1 protein-coding gene is annotated in these 551 nt (G+C 78.8%); it reads left to right on the forward strand.

Going from position 1 to position 551, the window contains the following annotated elements; genetic code table 11:
• Nucleotides 1-551, forward strand: a 551-nt coding sequence (locus tag D1643_RS11405) for an ATP-binding cassette domain-containing protein (RefSeq protein ID WP_160710684.1), incomplete at both ends; no start/stop codon positions are given.

Below are 551 nucleotides of genomic sequence, written 5' to 3' on the forward strand. Positions count from 1 at the left end.
CGCGGGGCCGCCCGCCGCGCCGACGCCGCCCGTCGCGCCGAGCGCCGCCGCGCGCTGTTCGCCCGCTACGGGCTGGACGAGGCGGTGGCGCGGCTCTACCCCCACGAGCTCTCCGGCGGCATGGCCCGCCGCGTGCTTCTGTGCTGCGCCCTCATGGACGAACCCCGGCTCATCGTGGCCGACGAGCCCACGCCGGGCCTCGACTTGCCCCTGGCCGTGCGCGCCTTGGACGACCTGCGCGCCTTCGCCGACGGGGGCGGCGGGGTGATGCTCATCACCCACGACATCGAGCTGGCGCTGTCGGTGGCCGACCGCGTGGCGGTGTTCAAGGACGGCACCGTGGTGGAGGAGACGGCCGTGGCCAGCTTCGCCGCGCCGGAGCTGCTGGCCCACCCCTTCAGCCGCGCCCTCTGGCACGCGCTGCCCGAGCACGGGTTCGCCGTCGCGCCCTCGGAGGAGGGCGCCTCCGGCGGAGCCGCGACGGCGAAGGCCGCCGCGCCGGGCGCCACCGGGCCAAAGCCGGGCGCCGCCCCGGCCCCCGCCCCCGACCG

Origin of the sequence: Enterorhabdus sp. P55 (assembly GCF_009911695.1) — a bacterium.
In the GTDB taxonomy this organism is placed as follows: Bacteria; Actinomycetota; Coriobacteriia; order Coriobacteriales; family Eggerthellaceae; genus Enterorhabdus.